At 71.6% G+C, this 17,019-nt stretch carries 12 protein-coding genes and 1 pseudogene; 9 read left to right on the top strand and 4 right to left on the bottom strand.

Annotated features, from left to right (window positions below; genetic code table 11):
- Nucleotides 1-238: 238 nt before the first annotated feature.
- The 4 genes from ACH4SI_RS34830 to ACH4SI_RS34845 all read left to right on the top strand — a co-directional run bounded on the left by ACH4SI_RS34830 (nt 239) and on the right by ACH4SI_RS34845 (nt 7,417).
- Complete coding sequence (locus ACH4SI_RS34830) at nt 239-1,924, top strand: serine/threonine-protein kinase (protein ID WP_398302920.1); 1,686 nt, start codon at nt 239-241, stop codon at nt 1,922-1,924.
- Nucleotides 1,925-2,073: 149 nt separating this feature from the next.
- Nucleotides 2,074-3,891 (top strand): serine/threonine-protein kinase, encoded by a 1,818-nt coding sequence (locus ACH4SI_RS34835; RefSeq protein ID WP_398302922.1) that lies wholly within the window; start codon nt 2,074-2,076, stop codon nt 3,889-3,891.
- Nucleotides 3,892-3,955: 64 nt separating this feature from the next.
- Nucleotides 3,956-5,596, top strand: a complete 1,641-nt coding sequence (locus tag ACH4SI_RS34840; protein ID WP_398302924.1) for a succinic semialdehyde dehydrogenase — start codon at nt 3,956-3,958, stop codon at nt 5,594-5,596.
- Between the two features lie 27 nt (nt 5,597-5,623).
- Nucleotides 5,624-7,417, top strand: a complete 1,794-nt coding sequence (locus ACH4SI_RS34845) for a GMC oxidoreductase (protein WP_398302926.1) — start codon at nt 5,624-5,626, stop codon at nt 7,415-7,417.
- A 157-nt stretch (nt 7,418-7,574) separates the two neighbouring features.
- On the opposite strand, the pseudogene ACH4SI_RS34850 reads toward ACH4SI_RS34845, so the two are convergent.
- From ACH4SI_RS34850 to ACH4SI_RS34860, 3 genes and pseudogenes are all read right to left on the bottom strand, one after another.
- A pseudogene (locus tag ACH4SI_RS34850) lies at nt 7,575-7,808 on the bottom strand (helix-turn-helix domain-containing protein); the annotation flags it as partial.
- Nucleotides 7,809-7,912: 104 nt separating this feature from the next.
- Complete coding sequence (locus tag ACH4SI_RS34855; protein ID WP_398302928.1) at nt 7,913-8,950, bottom strand: LAETG motif-containing sortase-dependent surface protein; 1,038 nt, start codon at nt 8,948-8,950, stop codon at nt 7,913-7,915.
- A gap of 634 nt (nt 8,951-9,584) precedes the next feature.
- Nucleotides 9,585-9,875, bottom strand: coding sequence for a chorismate mutase (locus ACH4SI_RS34860; protein ID WP_398302930.1), 291 nt, complete (start codon nt 9,873-9,875; stop codon nt 9,585-9,587).
- A gap of 263 nt (nt 9,876-10,138) precedes the next feature.
- Here ACH4SI_RS34860 and guaA point away from each other — a divergent pair, with 263 nt between their 5' ends.
- From guaA to ACH4SI_RS34885, 5 genes are all read left to right on the top strand, one after another.
- The gene (gene guaA / locus ACH4SI_RS34865) at nt 10,139-11,725 is read left to right on the top strand and encodes a glutamine-hydrolyzing GMP synthase (RefSeq protein WP_398302932.1); all 1,587 of its coding nucleotides are present in this window, start codon (nt 10,139-10,141) and stop codon (nt 11,723-11,725) included.
- A 115-nt stretch (nt 11,726-11,840) separates the two neighbouring features.
- Entirely contained in the window at nt 11,841-12,431 is a 591-nt protein-coding gene (locus ACH4SI_RS34870; protein WP_398302934.1) for a Uma2 family endonuclease, read from the top strand.
- Nucleotides 12,432-12,503: 72 nt separating this feature from the next.
- On the top strand, nt 12,504-13,307 hold the full coding sequence (locus ACH4SI_RS34875) for a class II aldolase/adducin family protein (protein ID WP_398302936.1): 804 nt from the start codon (nt 12,504-12,506) through the stop codon (nt 13,305-13,307).
- A gap of 116 nt (nt 13,308-13,423) precedes the next feature.
- Complete coding sequence (locus ACH4SI_RS34880) at nt 13,424-14,728, top strand: hypothetical protein (protein ID WP_398302938.1); 1,305 nt, start codon at nt 13,424-13,426, stop codon at nt 14,726-14,728.
- 61 nt (nt 14,729-14,789) lie between these two features.
- Nucleotides 14,790-15,362: a DoxX family protein gene (locus tag ACH4SI_RS34885; protein WP_398302940.1), complete on the top strand. Its 573-nt coding sequence runs from the start codon at nt 14,790-14,792 to the stop codon at nt 15,360-15,362.
- Between the two features lie 11 nt (nt 15,363-15,373).
- On the opposite strand, the gene ACH4SI_RS34890 is transcribed toward ACH4SI_RS34885, so the two are convergent.
- Nucleotides 15,374-17,014 carry a serine/threonine-protein kinase gene (locus tag ACH4SI_RS34890; RefSeq protein ID WP_398302942.1) on the bottom strand — a complete coding sequence of 547 codons (1,641 nt, stop codon included), beginning with the start codon at nt 17,012-17,014 and terminating at the stop codon, nt 15,374-15,376.
- Nucleotides 17,015-17,019 lie beyond the last annotated feature (5 nt).

Consider the following 17,019-nt stretch of genomic DNA (forward strand, 5'->3'; position numbering starts at 1 on the left):
CCCCACCAACCGCCGCCCCGTGGACCCCCGCCGCGGGGCGGCTTCACGTGGTCCGGTCCGGTCGATGCGGGGCGGCCGCGGTCCGCCCCTGTAACATCGGCACGCTCTACGATCCCCGACGCGGCCTGTCCGCTCAATCGCCCCCAAGGGCGAGCGCACACGCTCGCGTTCCCCCGGCGCGCGGCTCATCGCACAAGGCGCCGGAGGCGCCCGCCGCGCTGTGCGGCAAGATGAGGCCATGGGTGACAACGGGGGCATGACCGGCCTGCTGGCCGGGCGTTATCGGCTGGTCTCACGGCTCGGCCGCGGTGGCATGGGCACGGTCTGGCGGGCCGTCGACGAACTACTCGGCCGCGATGTCGCGGTCAAGGAACTCCACGTGGACGAGGGCTCCGGGCCCGACAACCGGCTGCGCGGGGAGCGCGCCCTGCGTGAGGCCCGTACGGTCGCGCAGATCAAGCACCCCAACGTGATCGTCCTCCACGACGTCGTGGAGCAGGACGACCATCGTCCGTGGATCGTCATGGAGCTGGTCGACGGCGCCTCGCTCGCCGACCGGCTGGGCGCGCAGGGCCCGCTCCACCCGCATGAGGCGGGCCGGGTGGCGGCGGCGCTGCTGGACGCGCTGCGGGTGGCGCACGCGCGCGGCGTGCTGCACCGGGACATCAAACCGGCGAACGTGCTGGTCGAGGCGGGCACCGGGCGGGTCGTGCTGACGGACTTCGGGATCGCCCAGGTCGACGGCGCGACGACGCTCACCGAGACCGGTGCGTTCGTGGGCTCGCCGGAGTACACGGCGCCGGAGCGGATGTCGGGGCGCCGTACCGGGCCCGAGTCGGATCTGTGGTCGCTCGGCGTGCTGTTGTGCTCGCTGGTGAGCGGCGCGACACCGTTCCACCGGGAGTCCGTGGCGGCGGTGCTGCACGCCGTCGTCTACGACGAGATCCACGTACCGGAGGCCGCCGGGCCGCTGCGGCCGCTCATCGAGGGGCTGTTGCGGCGCGATACGGAGAAGCGGCTGACAGCGGACGAGGCGACCCGGATGCTGCGCACGTACCTGGGCTCGGGGGACACCTCGGGGCTCTCCGTGCGGCGCACCCCGACGCAGTCGAACGCAGCGCTCGGGTCCCCGGCGGCCACCCCGCTCGCCTCGACCACCCCCGCTCCGGCGGGGCGCCGCGCCCCCGGGCGCCGTACGGTGCTGATGGCCGTCGCCGCGGTCGTCGCCCTCGCCGGGCTGGGCGCGGGCACGATGGCGCTGCTGGACGGCGGCGGCAAGGGCGCGAAGGCCGGCGACCGCGGCGCGTCCCAGGTCGCGGAGAAGGACACCGGCAAGGAGAAGGACAAGGACGCGAGCGCGGGCGGCGACGCGGAACCGGCCGCGCGGGCCTCGGACCGTACGGACTCCCCGAAGGCATCCGCGGACCCGAAGGCGTCGAAGGGCCCGGCGGCATCCGCGTCCCCCGACCCGGGCGGGGTGCCCGCGGGGTACGAGCGGGTCCGCGACCCGGCCGGGTTCTCGCTCGCCGTGCCGGAGGGCTTCGCCCGCCAGGACAAGTCGCCCCGGGTCTACTACAACTCGCCCGGCCTGGAGTTCCGCATCGGCATCCACCCCCAGGAGCCGGACCCGAGGGGCCCGCTGGCGGTGAGCCGGGAGGCGGACGCCAACGGGCCGGGCGACTACGAGGGGTACCGCAACGGGCAGGTCATCCGGACCACGCACAACGGGCACCCGGCGGCGCTGTGGGCGTTCGTCTGGGACGGTTCGGCCGACGACGGCGGCTCGCGGCAGACCTTCGACCTGAGCTGGAACGAGGGCGGCAAGATGTACGACCTGTGGCTCTCCGTCCCGGTGGAGAAGAAGGCCGAGGGGAAACGTTACTTCGATACGGCCGTCGCCACGTTCACCCGGACCGGTGCGTAGGGGGTGTCTTGTCGATCAGGCGGGAGCCCGGCATGATCGGCGAGACACCCCCTAAGGGCTGACCCGGTCGCAACGGCTTTGTCACGAGCCGTCTCCGCAGCCAACCCACGGGTGGCGGTGTTCACGGCCGACCGGGTAATGATTTGCGCATGACGAACGACGGGGGACGGGCGAACGAGCCCAGCAGCTACGATCTGCGGCCGCCGCAACAGGCGGTGCCGCCCGCGCCGCCGCGCCAGGCGGGGCCCGGCGCGTACGAGCCCACGCAGGCTTCCGCGCAGCGCCCCGCCGCCGCATTCCACGACCCGCGCGACCCGCGCTCGGCCGCCCACGGCGCGCGGCCAGGCCCGGATCAGCACGGCCCGGATCAGCCCGGCGCGGATACGGGGCGGCTCATCGGCGGCCGCTACCGGCTCCTCGGGCGGCTCGGCCACGGCGGCATGGGCACCGTCTGGAGGGCGCACGACCAGATCGTGGACCGCGAGGTGGCGGTCAAGGAGCCGCGCGTTCCCGCGCATGTGCCGGACCGCGAGCGGCAGACCGTCTATCAGCGGATGGAGCGCGAGGTGCGCGCCGCGGCCCGGATCGACCACCCCTCCGTCGTCACCGTGCACGACGTGGTGGTCGAGGACGGCCGCCCCTGGATCGTGATGGAGCTGGTGCGCGGGGACTCGCTGGCCGACCGGCTGGCCGAGGGCACGCTCGATCCGCGCGAGGCGGCCCGGATCGGGCTGGCCGTGCTGGGCGCGCTGTCGGCGGCCCATGCGGCGGGCGTGCTGCACCGCGACGTCAAGCCGGACAACGTCCTGCTCGGCGGCGACGACCGGGTGGTCCTCACCGATTTCGGCATCGCGCAGGTCGAGGGCGAGCAAGGGCTGACCGAGACCGGCAGCTTCGTCGGCTCGCCCGAATTCATCTCGCCCGAGCGGGTGCTGGGGCAGCGCCCGGGGCCGGCGTCGGACCTGTGGTCGCTGGGCGTCGTGCTGTACGCGGCGGTCGAGGGCATGTCCCCGTTCCGCCGCTCGCACACCCCCGCGACCCTCCAGGCCGTGCTGTCGGCCGAACCGCAGCGGCCCGCGCGGGCTCCGGACGCGCTCGGCTCCATCACCATGCGACTGCTGCTCAAGGATCCGGCCATGCGGCCATCGGAGGCCGAGACGCGGGAGGCGTTGGAGTCGGTCGTACGGCCGGTGCCGCAGCAGCTTCCGACGGCGCCCCCGGCGGCCCCGGCGGCCCCGGCGGCATCGGCGCCCCCGGCGGCCGGGTACGGCGGCGGCCCGGCGGTGCGGGGCGGCGACGGGCCGACAGGGCAGGGCGGCAGCCGATTCGTCCCGCCCATCCTGCACAAGAACCGCACGGCGCAGTTCGGTCTGGGCGCGACCCTCGTGCTGATCGCGTCCGTGTGCGTGCTGGTCTTCGTCAAGCCGTTCGCGAGCGAGGACCCTCTGCCGTCCGGCTGGACGGTCCGCGAGGAGCGCGATGTGGTGGCCGCCTCGCTGGCCGTGCCGAGCGCGTACAAGCGGATTCAGGACGACAGCGACGAGCGCGCGCCCAGCGTCACCTTCGGCGACCCCAGCGGCGTCTACACCATCACCCTCACCAAGCTGCTCGCCGACCCGACCGAACCCGAGCGGAAGATCACGAACGCCGCGGGCCTGGCCGGGCGGACCGTCGCGTTCTACAAGAGCGGCGCCCTCTCGACAATGGACCGGGCGAGCACCGGGAAGGCCGAGGACACGCGGCAGCAGGGCAAACCCGCGAAGGACCTGAACACCACCTACTACAAGCCCGGCACCAGCAGCGACGAGAACCGCATCCTCTATCTGAACCGCGATCACCTCTACGTCAGCGACGATCACATCGCCTGGCAGCTGACCGTGACGATGCCCGCCCGGGGCGACGCCCGGACGACCGGGGACGCGTTGTACGAGGACGTCGTGAAGAACCTGAAGATCGAGAGCATCTGAACGACGGCCACAAATTGTTACCGCCGGGTACCCAAACCTCCCGGCCGGGCCTACGCTCGCCCCCATGACCGACTCGCAGGACAGCGCACAGGACCAGGCAACGCCCGTGGCGGAGGCACCCGCCGACGGAAACCCGGTCGCCGCCAAGGGCACCCGGGCCGCCGCCGACGTCGTCACCCCCGAGCTGGTCGCCCGGCTCGCCCGCGGCATCGTGGGCAGCGGGAGCACCGTCAACCACACCCCGTTCACCGGGGAGGTGCTGGCCTCCGGGCTGCCCGAGTCCACCCCCGAGGACGTCGCCACCGCCTTCGAGCAGGCCCGCGCGGCCCAGCGGGCCTGGGCCGCGACCCCCGTGCGCACCCGCGCCGCGATCTTCCTGCGCTTCCACGACCTGCTGCTGCGCCGCCAGTCGGAGGTCCTGGACCTCATCCAGCTGGAGACCGGCAAGACCCGGCTGCACGCCCATGAGGAGATCCAGGGCGTCGTCCTGGCCGCCCGCCACTACGGCCGCAAGGCGCACTCCTATCTGCGGCCCAAGTCCCATGTGGGCGTCGTCCCGACGCTCACCAAGGTCACCGAACTGCGCCAGCCGCGCGGCGTCGTCGGCCAGATCGTGCCGTGGAACTACCCGCTGGAGCTGTCGGTCGGGGACGCGATACCCGCCTTCGTCGCGGGCAACGCGGTCGTCATGAAGCCGGACACCGAAACCGTGCTGACCGCCCTGTGGGCGCGTGAACTGATGGTGGAGGCGGGCATGCCTGCCCGGGTGTGGCAGATCGTGGTCGGGGACGGACCGGTCGTCGGCCCGGCCGTGGTCCAGCACGCCGACTACGTCTCGTTCACCGGCTCCACCCGCACCGGCCGCGGCGTGGCCCAGGCCGCCGCCGCCCGCCTGGTGGGCTGCTCGCTCGAACTCGGCGGCAAGAACGCCATGCTGGTGCTGCGCGACGCCGACCTCGACCGGGCGGCCGAGGGCGCGGTCCGCGCGTGCTTCGCCTCCGCCGGGCAGCTGTGCATCTCCATCGAGCGGCTGTATGTCCACGAGTCGGTCGCTGACGACTTCGTCGAGCGGTTCGCGGCCCGTACGAAGGCCATGCGGCTCGGCTCGGCCCTCGCCTACGGCGCAGAGATGGGCTCCCTCGTCTCCGAACGTCAGCTGGAGACCGTCACCCGCCATGTGGAGGAGGCCGTCTCCAAGGGCGCCACGGTCGTCGCGGGCGGCCGCCCCCGCCCGGACATCGGCCCGTACTTCTACGAGCCGACGATCCTGGACGGCGTGGAGGCGCCGATGGCGGTGTGCAGCGAGGAGACCTTCGGCCCGGTGGTGTCCATCTACCGCTACGCCGACGAGGACGAGGCGATCGAGCGCGCCAACGCCACCCCGTACGGCCTCAACGCCAGCGTCTGGTCCAAGGACGCCCGGCGCGGACGCGCGGTCGCCGCCCGGCTGCGCGCGGGCACCGTCAACGTCAACGAGGCGTACGCCGCCGCGTACGGCAGCGTCGCCTCCCCGATGGGCGGCATGGGCGACTCCGGCCTCGGCCGCCGTCACGGCTCGGAGGGCATCCTCAAGTACACCGAGGCGCAGACGGTCGCCCAGCAGCGGCTGATGCCGCTCGGCCCGTCCTTCGGCCTGACGGACGAGAAGTACGCGGACTTCATGAGCCGCAGCCTGCGCGCGATGAAGGCCCTGCGGCTGCGCTGACCGGTACGCATCGACGGGGAGGTACCCGTGTCAGAGGACAAGCACGCCGACGACACCTATGACACCGATGACGACGGCTACGACTACGACGTCATCGTCGTCGGGTCGGGCTTCGGAGGAGCCGTCTCGGCCCTCCGGCTGACCGAGAAGGGCTACCGGGTCGGCGTCCTGGAGGCGGGCCGCCGCTTCACACCCGAGACCCTGCCCAAGAACTCCTGGGACCTCCGCAACTACCTCTGGGCCCCGGCCCTCGGCCTCTTCGGCATCCAGCGCATCCATCTCCTCGGCAAGGTGATGGTGCTGGCGGGCGCCGGGGTCGGGGGCGGTTCGCTCAACTACGCCAACACGCTGTACGTACCGCCCGAGCCGTTCTTCCGCGACCCGCAGTGGGGCCGCATCACCGACTGGCAGGAGGAGCTGAAGCCGTACTACGACCAGGCGCGGCGGATGCTCGGCGCCCGGCTCAACCGGACCATGACCCCCTCCGACGTCCATCTCAAGGCGGCCGCCGAGAAGATGGGCGTGGGCGACACGTTCCACATGGCGCCCGTCGGCGTCTTCTTCGGGGACGGCGAGGACTCCGACGGGTCGGCGAAGGCCGCGCCGGGGGAGGAGGTCCCGGATCCGTACTTCGGCGGCGCGGGCCCGGCCCGCCGGGCGTGCACCCAGTGCGGGGAGTGCATGACCGGCTGCCGCCGGGGCGCCAAGAACACCCTCAACGAGAACTACCTCTACCTCGCCGAGCGGGCCGGTGCCGTCGTCCACCCCATGACAACCGTGGTCGCCCTGTGCGACGACCCGGACGGCGGCTACCACGTGGCCACCGTCCCGACCGCGAACCGCCGCAAGGGCAGGCCGAAGACGCTGCGCGCGCGGTACGTCGTCCTCGCCGCCGGTACGTACGGCACCCAGACCCTGCTGCACACCATGCGCGACCGTGGCCTGCTGCCCCGGCTGTCGGACCGGCTCGGGATGCTCACCCGCACCAACTCCGAGGCCCTGGTCGGCGCCCAGACCACCGACCGCCGCTACCGCGCCCGGCGCGGTGAGCGGCCCGACTTCAGCCGTGGCGTCGCGATCACCTCGTCCGTTCACCCGGACGAGAACACCCACATCGAGCCCGTCCGCTACGGCAAGGGCTCCAACGCGATGGGCATGATGTCCATCCTCCAGATCCCGGAGGGCCGTGGCCCGCGCTGGCTGCGCTTCCTCGCCGCCAACCTCCGCCATCCGGTGCTCGCCGCCCGCTCCCTGTCCAACCGGCGCTGGTCCGAACGCACCATCATCGGCCTGGTCATGCAGACCCACGACAACTCGCTGACCACGTACCGCAAGCCGAAGGGCCCGGGCAAGGGCCTGCTGACCGCCCGCCAGGGCCACGGCACGCCCAACCCGGACCACATTCCCGAGGGCGCTGCGGCGGCCCGCCACGTCGCCGAGTCGATCAACGGCTTCCCGGGCAGCAACGTCGGTGAGCTGATGGGCACCCCGCTGACCGCCCACTTCCTGGGCGGCTGCCCGATCGGGGCGTCGCCGGAGGAGGGCGTGATCGACCCGTACCACCGGCTGTACGGACACCCGGGGATCGCGGTGGTGGACGGCGCCGCCGTCTCGGCCAACCTGGGCGTCAACCCGTCCCTGACCATCACGGCCCAGGCGGAGCGGGCGATGTCCCTGTGGCCCAACAAGAACGAGCCAGACCCCCGCCCAGCCCCGGGCGAGCCCTACGCAAGGCTGTCCCCGGTCTCCCCGAATACCCCCGCAGTCCCAAGGACGGCCTACGCCGCCCTAACGGTTGTGGGCAATCGTTCCGCCACGTAGACGGTGAACTGGTCAGTCCCCAGCACGCACAGCAGAGCCAGCTTCTCGTGGCCCTCCGTACCCGGCGTGGCGGTGAATATGAGCAGCGACTGCGGTCCGACTGGTGTCGTCGTGATCCTCGGGGTGGTACCGCTCACGGGCGGCCGGGTCGGTGCCGCAGACCGCGGGCGATGGCCGCGACCATCTGCTCCGGCGGTCGCGGACCGTCGCCGCGTTCCAGCCGGGCTGAGTAGTCGGCGGACATGGCGCACAGCTCCGCCACCTCCTCGCGGCGCAGGCCCGGGGCGCGTCGGCGTTGCCCGCGGCGCAACCCGACGTCCTCCGGTTGCAGCGCCGCTCGCCGGGTGCGCAGGAAGGTGCCGAGGGACGAGCGGTCGAACGATGGGTCCATCGTCCTCATCGTCGGCCATCCGGCACGGCTTCACCACGGCCCCGTTCAGTGGTCGCGTACGTAGGGCCACCCCGACCGGGGTGGCCCTACGTACGCGGTACAGGTCAGGCCGAAACGCGACGCCGACGCACGACGAACACGGCCCCGCCACCGACAGCCATCGCCACGCCACCGATGAGCCCGATCATCGGCAGCGCGGAGGACGACCCGGTCTCGGCGAGCTTCCCGGACACCGGCACCTCGCTCAGATCCTTGCCACCACCCTGCGGCGCGGGCCGGTTGCCCTTGTCGCCCGGCTTGCCCTCGGCGTCGTCGACCGGCCCCGGCTTGCTGCCCGCGACCAGGACGTCGAAGTCGTACTCCATGACCTCGGAGTAGCCACAGACGTCGTCCTCGTCGTGGTACGCGCCGATCGCGAGGCCGAAGCCGTAGCTGCCGGGGGTCTTGGCGTCGACCTTCAGCCGCAGCTTGGCGTCGGCGTACTCACCGGGCTTCAGCTCGCCGATCGAGCCGAAGTAGCCCTCCTCGCCGCTGACGTTCGTCCACGCCCCGGCGTCCTCGTCGTACGACTGCACGGTGAGGAGCTTCGAGACGTTCTCCAGCTTGTCCTTGCTGATGGCGTTCATCGTCACGAACGCGTCCACCGACTTCATCGACTTGTCGGAGGTGTTGGTGGTGCGGAAGGTGAACGGCACCCAGCCGGAACCGGCCACGACCTTGCTGGGCAGCCCGCGCAGCTCGGTGGTGACGGCGGCCTCGTCGGACTCCTCCTCGCAGGTCGGGTCGGTCGGCTCGTCGGTGGGCTCGTCCGTGGGGCCGATGGTCGGCTCGTCGGTGGGCTCGGCCGTGGGCTCATCGGTCGGCTCGTCGGTGGGCTCGGCCGTGGGCTCATCGGTGGGCTCGTCCGTGGGCTGGGCCGTCGGCTCGTCCGAGGGCTCACCGCTGGGGCCACTGGTGGGCCCGGACGTGGGCTCGTCGGTCGGCTCCTCCGACGGCGGTTCCGACTGCTCGTCCCCCGGCACGGTGGCCGTCGGGGTGGGCGACGGGTCGCTCTCGGCGAAGGCGGACGGCGCGGCGAGCAGCGCGGCCGGGGCCAGGGCGGCCGTCGCTACGGCGGCAACCAGCGTGCGGCGAATCTTCATGAAGACCTCTTCTGGAAGGCCGTCGCGGTGGGGACGCGGAATGGCCGTGCGTTCGGTTTGCACGTACATGACCATCCCGGTGGCCGAAAGGTTGCCTTCACAGTTGCTCACAGAACGGTCACAGAATCCGCAGGAGCCTCAGGGGTCACGACCCGGAACAGGCGTAGGGCCCCGGAACGTCCGAACGGATCGGACGTCCCGGGGCCCTAGGCGGTCAGTACCGGCGTCAGGGCAGCGCCGGTACTGAAGGGGCGGCGCCGGGGGGTTGCGCCGCGGGCTCGGGGTGGGGATCGGTGGAGCGAGAGGAGGAAGGTGCGTCAGGGGCGTACGCCCGCGCGGCCGGACTCGTGATCAGGCCGTGGTCGGACCAATGACGGGTGCTGACCCGGGGTGTTTTCCCTCACTGCATCGTGGTGGATGCGGCGCTCCGGGCGCAACCATTTCGACTGGATACGGTCGGTCCCAGGCGTCCCCGGGACCGACCGCCCTGTGGATGGTGACCGGGCTGCTGTCCCCTGCCGACCGGTCACCTCGCCGACGCGGCACCGGGATCAACGAGCCCGTTCACAACCCGGTCACGCGCCGTACGGGTGATGGAAAGGGCATCACGCGGCATCGCACGGCATCACGCGCATTACGCCCGGCCGCGGCACAGCTCCAGCAGCGTCATGGCGAGGGTCGTACCGGGCTTGCCGAGGGTCTGGCGGTAGCGGTCGAGGATCTCCATCTCGCGGGAGAGGTGCACCCGCCGCCCGCCCGACGCGATCCGCGCCTCCTGGATGGAGGCCGAGACCGCCATCCGTTCCCCGATGAGTTCGAGGATCCGCCCGTCGAGGGCGTCGATCCGCTCGCGCGCGGAACCGATCACGGCGGCGGTGTCGGTTACATCAGCGGTGTCGGTCACATCAGAGGTGGTGCTGCTCATATCCGTATCTCCAGGTCTCTGTCCATCGGCGGGACCGGAACCGGCCGAGACCCGAAGACAAACGCACCAGCGCCCCGGGCCTTGGCCGGCCCGGGGCGCCTGGGAAGTCGCTTGTCAGTAGTTCAAGCAGCACGACCATGGCAGCCGGACGGGCCGGTGCCATAGGTAAAGACGAAGGTCATGCGCGTGGACATGGCGTCGATTATGGGCTGGTTAGAATCGAAAGTCCAACCCTCCAGTTCCACCGCCGGAAGGCCGCCGAAGTGCCATCAGCGTCCCCTGCTGCCGCCCCCGACACCGTCCTGGTCGTCGACTTCGGCGCGCAGTATGCCCAGCTCATTGCCCGACGAGTCCGCGAGGCCCGGGTCTTCAGTGAGATCGTCCCGTCCACCATGCCGGTGGCGGAGATGCTCGCCAAGAACCCGAAGGCGATCATCCTCTCCGGTGGGCCGTCGTCGGTCTACGCCGAGGGAGCACCCAGGCTCGACCGTGCGATCTTCGAGGCCGGGATCCCCGTCTTCGGCATGTGCTACGGCTTCCAGCTGATGGCCGTCACGCTCGGCGGCACCGTCGACAACACCGGGGCGCGCGAGTACGGCCGTACCGACCTGACCGTGAGCAAGCCGGGCTCGACGCTCTTCGCGGGCACCCCCGAGCACCAGCAGGTGTGGATGTCGCACGGCGACGCCTGCTCGGCCGCGCCCGAGGGCTTCGCCGTCACCGCGTCCACCAGCCAGGTGCCGGTCGCGGCGTTCGAATGCGACGAGCGCAAGCTGTACGGCGTACAGCACCACCCCGAGGTCATGCACTCCACCCACGGCCAGCAGGTCCTGGAGCACTTCCTGTACCGGGGCGCGGGCCTGGAGCCGACCTGGACCACCACCAATGTGGTGGAGGAGTCGGTGGCGGCCATCCGCGAGCAGGTCGGCACCAAGCGCGCGATCTGCGGACTGTCCGGCGGCGTGGACTCCGCTGTCGCCGCCGCCCTCGTCCAGAAGGCCATCGGTGACCAGCTCACCTGCGTGTACGTCGACCACGGGCTGATGCGCAAGGGCGAGTCCGAGCAGGTCGAGAAGGACTTCGTGGCCGCCACCGGCGTCCAGCTGAAGGTCGTCGAGGCCGAGCAGCGCTTCCTGGACGCGCTCGCCGGGGTGTCCGACCCCGAGGAGAAGCGGAAGATCATCGGCCGGGAGTTCATCCGGGTCTTCGAGCAGGCCCAGGCCGAGCTGGTGGCCGAGGCGGGCGCGGCCGGTGAGGCCGTGGAGTTCCTGGTCCAGGGCACCCTCTACCCGGATGTGGTGGAGTCCGGCGGCGGCACCGGCACCGCCAACATCAAGTCCCACCACAACGTGGGCGGGCTGCCCGACGACATCGAGTTCCAGCTGGTCGAGCCGCTGCGCCGGCTCTTCAAGGACGAGGTGCGGAACGTCGGCCAGGAGCTGGGCCTCCCCGACGACATCGTCCACCGCCAGCCCTTCCCGGGCCCGGGCCTCGGCATCCGCATCATCGGCGAGGTCACCAAGGACCGCCTGGACCTGCTCCGCGAGGCCGACGCGATCGCCCGCGAGGAGCTGACCGCCGCCGGCCTGGACCGCGACATCTGGCAGTGCCCGGTGGTCCTGCTCGCCGACGTCCGCTCGGTCGGCGTCCAGGGCGACGGCCGCACCTACGGCCACCCCATCGTGCTGCGCCCGGTCTCCTCGGAGGACGCGATGACGGCCGACTGGTCGCGCCTCCCGTACGACGTGCTGTCGCGGATCTCGACCCGCATCACCAACGAGGTGGACGAGGTCAACCGGGTGGTCCTGGACATCACCAGCAAGCCGCCCGGCACGATCGAATGGGAATGATCTTCATCTGATCGCCAAACGCCGCTGCCGTCGCTCATTCGTTTGGGTGGCGGCAGCGGCGTTCGTGCTCGGTACGCTGGCCCTACGGCCAAGAATCCCGTCCATGGGAGGAACCATGACCGCTGAGCCGCTGCACACCACCTCGTGGCCGATGCCGCCGACGGATGGCTACACCGTGGACGACCTGCTGACGCTGCCCGACCTCCCGCCACACACCGAGATGATCGACGGGAGTCTGGTTTTCGTGAGTCCGCAGCGCGATCTTCACAGCGTGGTGATTGATCTGCTGGCCAGCGGGCTGCGCCGAACCGTGCCCCCCGAGCTCAGGGTGCGGCGGGAGATGACCGTGGTGATCGACAAGCGCAACGGTCCGGAGCCGGACATCACGATCGTGCGCGCCGAGGCCGTGCGGAGTCGTGAACAGACCTATTACGAGGTCGGCGATGTGATCCTCGCCGTCGAGGTCGTCTCCCCCGAGTCCGAGGCCCGCGACCACGACACCAAGCCGCACAAGTACGCCAACGCGGGTATCCCGCACTTCTGGCGCGTCGAGATGACGAGCACGGACGCAAGCCCCGTGGTCCATGTCTTCGAACTCGACACCGAAACGCGCACATACCGGCATACCGGCCTCCACCACAACCAGCTCAAGCTCACCGTCCCCTTCGACATCGACATCGACCTCACCGAGATCGACCGTTTGTGACCCTGGCCTCCGGCGATACCCAGAGGTAGCTTCCGCCTCGGAGCCTTGAAGGTCCCGAGGAGGGAGCTGCCCATGACGATGCCCATGCCGCGGCAAAACCCCGAGCCGATACCGACCGACCAACTGCACATCACCATGCCGCCCACCCACGCCTCGCTCGCCGACGAGCGGCGGTATCGCAAGGAGCGGCTGGCGGCGGCGCTGCGGATCTTCGGGCGGTACGGGTACGAGGAGGGCGTCGCGGGACACATCACCGTGCGCGACCCGGAGTTCACCGACCACTTCTGGGTGAACCCCTTCGGCATGCCCTTCGCCCACATCACCGTGAGCGACCTGATCCTCGTCAACGAGGCGGGCCAGGTGGTCGAGGGGCGCTACCACGTCAACCAGGCGGCCTTCGTCGTTCACTCGTCCGTGCATCGAGCCCGGCCGGATGTGGTGGCGGTCGCCCACACCCGTTCCGTCCACGGCCGGGCCCTGTCCGCGCTCGGTGAGCTGCTGGAGCCGATCACCCAGGACGTGTGCGCCTTCTTCGAGGACCACGGGCTCTACGACAGCAGTACCGGCATCGTCGTGGACGAGGAGGAGGGGCGCAGGATCGCGGCGGCGCTCGGTGCCTACAAGGCCCTCATCCTGCGCAATCGCGGTCTGCTGACGGTCGGGGACTCGGTCGACGCGGCCGCGTGGTGGTTCATCACGATGGAGCGCGCCTGCCAGACGCAGCTGACGGCGAAGGCGGCGGGGAAGCCGGTTCTCATCGATCACGAGAGCGCCGCGCAGACCCGTGAGCAGCTCGGAAGCGATCTTGTGGCGTGGATCAACTACCAGCCTCTGTATCTGCAGATCACCCGCGGTGAGCCGGACCTGCTCAACTGAGCCCCCTCTCCGTGCGGCACAATCCCCTCCCAACGCATGTCAGTTGGGGCGCTCCGAGCGCCCCGTACAGACGACTGAACGTACAGAACGAGTGAACGACGGAGCGGTGAGACCTCGTGGCGGTGGACACGACGAAAGACGCCACGAAGGCGAAGGCAGGCGCACCTGATGGCCGCTGCCACCCGGACCACGGCCCGGCGGGCTGTGAGTGCCCCCAGGGCGCCCGTGAGGGCCACCGGAGGGCGGTGGCCGCGTTCGTGGCCATGCGGGAGCGTTTCGCGGCCGGAGAGGGCGTTCCGGCGGCGCTCGCGCACTCTGCGGGGGCGTCCCGGCAGTGGGTGTCGGATGAACTCGCCCACGCGGCCCGTACGGTCGTCGACAGCGGCCACGCCGAGAGCACCGCATGGCGCGACGCGGTGTGGCGGCGCACCCTGCTGGTGGTGTGGGGCGCGGTCGGGGCGCTGCTGGTCGGGCAGCTGGCGACGGCGCTCGGCGCCGGCTGGTCGGTCGCCCGCACCGCCGGGCTCGCCGCCGCCCTCGTCACCGGCGCGCTGCTGACCCTCACCGCCCGGCTGCACTACGCGGGCGGCGGCCCGCTCGCGCCGCTCGTCGGCGAGGACAACCGGATGTCCACCTCCCGCTCCCTCGCCGCCGCCTGGCTGCTGCTCGCCGTCTTCTCGGTGCTCGTCCTCGCCGTCGAACTGGCCGTCGTCCCCGGCGACCGGGACCGGATCGCCGGCGGCCTGTCCCTCGGCCACGCCGCCGGGCTGCTCACGGTCGCCGGGCTGACCTGCGTGGCCGCGGTGCTGGCCCGGCTCGTCGTCGCGGCCCGGGTGCGGGCGCAGCGGCTCCAGAAGGTCCGCGCGGTCCGCCCGCGCGCCGCCGACCTCCTCACGGACGATGCGGGCCGCGGCAGCTTCGCCGACGCCCAGTACGTCGTCGTTCACGCGGTCGCCCTCACCTTCGCCGCCGTCGGCCTCGCCCGCGAACCGTGGCGGCTGCCGGAGCTGCCCTGGGGGCTGGTGTTGCTCGCCGTCGTCTCCGTCCTGATGTACCTCACCGGCAAGTACGCGGAGGGCGGCCGCCCGACCGTGCTGTCCGTCGTCCGGGTCCGCCCCGAGGAGGGCGGCATCGACCGCGACGCCCCGATCCGCACCGGCGACGACATCGAGATCCGCGGCAACGGCTTCGTCCCGCCGGGCGCGCAGGACCCCGACCGGCTGGCCCGGATGGTCGTCCGCATCGGCGCCGTCCACGTCCACGTACCCCTGGTGCCGGTGGCGGGCGGCTTCAGCAACCCGACCGACACGGCGCTGACCGTTCCGGTGCCGGTGGACGTGGAGCCGGGCCGGGTGGACGTGCAGGTGGTGACGGCCTCGGGGGCGGAGACGAACCGCTACCAAATCGACGTGCTCGACTGAGTAGGAATCCGCTTCCCCTCCGTATGGTTTTGATGACAGCGCAACGGGAGAGGCGGGCGTCATGAGGCATGCGGACCGAACAGTCGGAGGGGGCCCCGCGGGCGACGCGGGCAGTGTGAACGTCGTGAGCGGCATAGGCGGCGCGCAGACGGGCGGCGTGCGGGAGACGGCCGCCCGCTACGCGCTGCTGCCGCTGCGGATCTTCCTCGGCGTCACCTTTGTGTACGCGGGGATCGACAAGCTGACCGATTCGGCGTTCCTCGCCGACAGCGGCGCGGGCTCGATCGGCCAGCTGATGAACCAGGTGCGGGACACATCGGCCGTCCCCTGGATGGTCGACCAGGCCCTGAACGCCCCGACCACCTTCGGCTACGTCATCGCCTACGGAGAACTGGCCGTCGGCCTCGGCACTCTCTTCGGCCTCCTCTCCCGCCTGGCAGCCCTGGGCGGCGCCCTGATCTCGCTGAGCCTGTGGCTGACGGTGAGCTGGCAGACGGAGCCGTACTACTACGGCAACGACCTGGCCTACCTGATGGCCTGGCTCCCCCTGGTCCTCGCCGGCGCCCCCTACCTGTCCCTGGACACGGCCTGGTCCAAGCACCGCCGCCGCCAGAACTCACAATTGTTCACGTAGGGTCGACCGGCTCAGGGGAGGCGGATGCCGTCGCGGACCTTGTCGAAGATCGGGCGGTACTGGCTCCACTGGTCTTCCGGCGCGCTGAGGTAGATCGCGTACTCCTTGTCGCCCTCGTTGCCGAAGCCCAGGTCGATCGCCCGGAACCAGCGGGCGCGGCCCTTGAAGCGGAACTCCCAGACCGCCGCCGGCATGCCGCGGAAGGTGGTCTCCTGCAGGCGGGTCCGGTCGTACGCGAGGACCTCGTCCTTCAGGGCGCTCTCGACGTCCTCGAAGTGCTTGACCTGGTCCTTGGACGCGAAGTCCAGGACGTTGACCGACAGTCGGGCCATCTTCGTGGGGTCGAGGTAGCGGACCTCCTGGGTGCTGTCGACCTTGCCCTCCGCGTCGGAGTCGTACGTCCAGTTGTCGGGGACCGGGAAGGAGACCCCGAGGCCCTTCGCCAGGTGGTAGCCCTTCGGGACGGGGGACGGGGTGGCCGAGGGGGAGGCCGAGGTGCCGGGGCCCGAGTCGGAGACGGACGGGAAGCTGCCGTCCGTCTTCCACACATAGACGCCGCCCGCCACCATCACGACCGCCAGCGCCGTCCCGATGGCGGCCCAACGGGCCTTGCGGGGGCTGGAGAGCTTGGGCGGCGGGGCGGGGGAGAAAACGGGGGCAGGGATGGGCGCCGGCGGCGTGGCGTCCTGCTGCCGCGGCGGCTGCGGCTGCGGCTGCGGCTGCGGCTGCGGGGGCGGAGTCGGGGCCGGGGGCGAGGACGGGGCCGGAGTCGGGGTCCTCGTCAGGACCATGGTCGTGGTCGTACGGTCCTCCACCGGATACACCGTCGTCTCCGGCTCCGACGCCGGGCCGCGCAGCGCCCGTTCCGTCTCCTCCGCCGTCGGCCGCTGCTCCGGCTCCTTCTCCAGCAGCGCCTCGATCAGCGGGGCCAGCGAGCCCGCCCGCTTCGGCGGGTCCAGGGGGTCCACGGCGATCGCGTACCCGGTCTCGATCGGCGTCGGCTTACGGAACGGAGCCCGGCCCTCCACCGCCTGATAGAGCGTCGCGCCCAGCGCCCACAGGTCGGACGCCGGGCCGGGCTTGCGGCCGCGCACCCGCTCCGGGGCGATGTAGTCGATGGAGCCGACGACCTCGCCGGTCTTGGTGAGCGTGGACGTACCGGTGGCCATGGCGATGCCGAAGTCCGTGAGCACGACCCGGCCGTCGGTGCCGAGCAGCACGTTGCCGGGCTTGACGTCGCGGTGCAGGACGCCCGCCGCGTGGGCGGCGCGCAGGGCGGCGATCATGCCGCGGCCGACGCGGGCGGTCTCGTCGGGGGAGAGCGTTCCGCCCTCCTTGAGCAGGTCGGCCAGGGTGGTGGAGGGCACGTACTCCATCACGATGCACGGCAGCCCCCCGTCGTCCACGACGTCATGCACCACGACCACGTTGGGGTGCGTGATGCGGGCCGCGCTCCGCGCCTCGCGGCGGGTACGCTCGTGCATCGTCGTCAGTTCTTCCTCGCTGAGGTTCGGCGAGACGTGCAGTTGCTTGACGGCGACCTGACGGCCCAGCAGTTCGTCCTCGGCGCGCCAGACCGTACCCATGCCGCCGCGGCCGATTTGCTCGGCCAGCCGGTACCGTCCGGCAATCAGCCGCCCTACGTCCGACACCGCAC

Source organism: Streptomyces sp. NPDC021212, from assembly GCF_044332925.1.
In the GTDB taxonomy this organism is placed as follows: Bacteria; Actinomycetota; Actinomycetes; order Streptomycetales; family Streptomycetaceae; genus Streptomyces.